Here is a 3,490-nt window from a genome sequence, read left to right as displayed (position 1 = left end):
CGGCGATTACCACCTCGGCCAAGTGTTGCGCCGGCCGACCGGCGAGTGGTTGCTCGTCGACTTCGAGGGCGAACCCTTGCGGCCGCTCTCCGAGCGCGCACGGGTCGACTCGCCCTTGCGCGACGTCGCAGGGATGCTGCGGTCGTTCGACTATGCCGTCGGCTCACTGCGCAACACAACTGACACCGCCGCCCCATCGGCCGCCCCCGCCGCGCACGAGCCCGCAGCTTTCGGCGACTCGGGTATCGACGCGACTCCCCAGTCGGCGTGGGCGCGAGAAGCCCGTGCCGCTTTTCTCGACGGCTACATCGCCGTGAGCGGAACTGACTTGCGAGCACACCGCTCCTTGCTCGACGCCTTCGAGCTCGACAAGGCCGTCTACGAGGCGATGTACGAGGCTCGCCATCGTCCCACCTGGTTGCCCATTCCCCTCACGGCCGTCGCCTACCTGGTCTCGCCCGACCGCGCCGCCAAGCGCTAGCCCCCGCTGCCGAACCCCGCCGCCGCCCCGCGCATCCGCTACCCACCACACACCGCGCCGGGCACCGCGCGACCTGGGCGCCCTCCCTGGCCACCCGACCGTGCCGGCCGCCGACTCGCCCAGCCCGACCGTGCCGGCCGCCGACTCGCCCAGCCCGACCGTGCCGGCCGCCCACACGCCACGTCCGGCGCCGCGCCACCGACCGACCGACCGACCGACCGACCGACCGACCGACGATCTGACCATTCTCGAACTGACCTACGCCAGACGATCAGATCGGCCGAGGGTGCGGGTCTTTGCCCCAGAACGCTCCCCAATCGCAGGAACGCTGAACGACATCTCTCCGAAGTTTCCTGCGATTGGGGAGTCACATGAACCCAGTACCGAGTTCGGGCCCGGACAGCGGCGCGTGATCAGACGTCGAGGTGAGCGATGACCGGGGCCGAGAGAGGCGACGAGAGGAAGTGCGGGGCCGGTCGGGGCCGGGCGAGGCGAAGCGGGGCGAGGCGGGGCGGGGCGAGGCGAGGCGGGGCGAGGCGAGGCGAGGCGAGGCGAGGCGGAGCTGGGGAGCATACCTCCTCACCAGGCGATCCACCCGGGACAACCCCACCGAAAGTCGGCGCACCACTAAGCGACACCGTGGAACTCCACAGAATCTCGCTGTGATGCGCTCAACACTGACCTATTGCGGCCCGGCGCGAGGCACAGGGCATCTCTCCAAGCCCGTGCGTGCCCTGCTCGCGCGCACGGGAGGCATTGTCTCGACCCGCGAGTTGCGGGCCGTCGGAGTCGACCCGACCATGCTCGAGCTCTACCGTGACTACGGCTCGCTCCAGGCGGTGCGGCAAGGGTGGCATTGCCACCCCGATGTATCCCCGCTCCACCGATTGGCCTGGCGATTCGGCGGCCCGCTCGCCTGCGTGAGCGCTCTCGAGTTTCATGCCAGCGCGAACACGCAGTCTGGGCTTAGCGACGTTATCGACACTCCCCTGCACATCTGTGTACCGGGCAACACGCGATCAGTGCCAAGCCCACACCTGCTGGCCGAACGTTGGAGCATTCCCCTCGCCCTTCAACCGGTCGTGCATTGGAGCACGCGAGACTCCCGAAGCGGTAATCGGCTTGCCGTTAGCCGCAGCGTCGCACTGCGACAAGCCGACCGCTGCACCGCAATCTAGACACCGAACGCGGAACCGCGCAGCGCGAGTCGCCCGCGCGCTTTAGGCTGCGGTGGCGCGCTGTTCGAGCGCGTCGGTGAGCATCGCGATGAGGGCCTGTACCTGCACCGTTCCCTCGGCCACGACCTGCTCGTCGCTGCCGTCGAGTGCGCGCGCCGCGAGGCCCGCCTTCGAGTCGATCAGATCCGCGATGCGCGCATCGATCGTCTGCGCGGCCAAAATACGCCACGCCGTCACCGGCAGCTCTTGACCGATGCGGTGCACGCGGTCGATCGCCTGAGTCTGCTCAGCCGACGTCCACGAGAGCTCGGCGAGCACGACGTTCGACGATGCCTGAAGGTTGATGCCCACGCCCGCCGCCGAGAGCGAACACACGATGACGCTCACCTCGGGGTCGTTGGTGAAGCCATCGATCGCCTCTTGACGCGCCTTCGGACTCTGATCACCACGAATGCTCACCGAGCGCAACCCGACCGACGCGAAGTGCGCTTCTGCAGCATCCATCACGTCAATGTGCTTGGCAAAGAACACGACCTTGCCGACGTTGCGCGCGAGCTGCGCGGTGTAGTCAGCCGCGAGCACGGCCTTCGCCGTGCCGATCTTGCGCACCATGGTGAACACGTTGTCGCCGCCGGTCGCCTGCTTCGACTCTTCGAGTTCTGCTGTGGCGACGAGACGGATGAGGTCGTGGTCGATGCCGACGGGCGGAACCTCGCGTGCCGCAATGACGCGACGGTAACGGTCGACGAGCCGGCCGATGAGCGCTTCTTCAGACGCACGAATCGAGCGGGCAACGTCATCGTCGAGCTCGACGGGAATGTCGGCAATGCGACGAGCAGGAATGTCGGCGGCGACATCGACCTTCTTGCGACGCACGATTCCCATGTCGATGACGCACTGGCGAGCCGACGCGAAGAAGCCCGGGTCGGCGGGCGTGAGACCGGCGTCGTCGAGCGCCGCCATGAGGCGACCCAGGGGCTTTTTGTCGTCGATCCAGCCCAAGAACTTCCAGATCATGCGGAAGTCTTCGATCTGGTTGATGAGCGGGGTGCCCGTCAACGCCATCATGAGGGCCTTCGGGTGCAGCACACGGATGTTCTGCGCGAGCGACTGCACATGGCGCGACCGCTGAGAGGTGGCGTTCTTGATGAAGTGCGCCTCGTCAACGACCATGCCCTTGAAACCGAAGCGGCCCAGCCAGCCGACGTGCCGGTCGAGAATCTCGTAGTTGACGATGACGACATCGGCAAAGGCATCGAGATTCTCGCCGTCGCCATGAACGACCGTCGCGGAGCGCTGCGGAATCCAGCGCTCAACCTCGCGCGCCCAGTTGGTCTTCACGACGTTCGGCACAACAACGAGCAGCGGGAAGGCGTGGGCGACATTGGCGGCCATGAGTGCCTGGGCCGTCTTGCCAAGACCCGGCTCGTCGGCCAACAAGAAGGTGCGGTGACCGCGACGGACCGACTCAATGAGGCGAGCTTGGTGCCGCATGAGCTCCATGCCGCCGGGGGTGACAAGAGATCCGGAGTCGGGAAGCGACATCGAGGCTGCCTGACCGCCCGCACCGTATTCGAACGACCGGAATAGGGGTTCGATGAGCTCCCAGTTCGAGAGACGGCCCGAGTTGGAGGGCGCCACGGGGTTGAGAGCCGAGAGGTCAGGAGCCAAGAAGGGATTGGCGAGTTGGGCCTGCTTGACCGACTTCGGAACGACCTGCTTGGCGACCTCGGGAGCAACCGTGGGGGCCTCGGTAACGATGAGCAGGTCATCCGGCTCAAGCTCGGCACCCGATGCGAGCAGCATGTCGCGACGCAAAGCCTTGGCGGCG

The 3,490-nt window shown here is 66.9% G+C and carries 1 protein-coding gene and 1 pseudogene; one reads left to right on the top strand and one right to left on the bottom strand.

Features of this window, described 5'->3' with window-relative positions; translation table 11 throughout:
- Window positions 1–481, top strand: a pseudogene (locus tag SFU54_RS03035) (1,4-alpha-glucan branching enzyme); the annotation flags it as partial.
- A gap of 1,220 nt (window positions 482–1,701) precedes the next feature.
- Here the strand turns inward: SFU54_RS03035 and SFU54_RS03030 are convergent.
- Window positions 1,702–3,490 (bottom strand): DEAD/DEAH box helicase (locus SFU54_RS03030; protein ID WP_319014840.1); only part of this gene is annotated, 1,789 nt, incomplete at its 5' end.

This window comes from Microcella sp. (assembly GCF_033763155.1).
In the GTDB taxonomy this organism is placed as follows: Bacteria; Actinomycetota; Actinomycetes; order Actinomycetales; family Microbacteriaceae; genus Microcella.
This window is presented reverse-complemented; position numbering and strand designations above follow the sequence as displayed.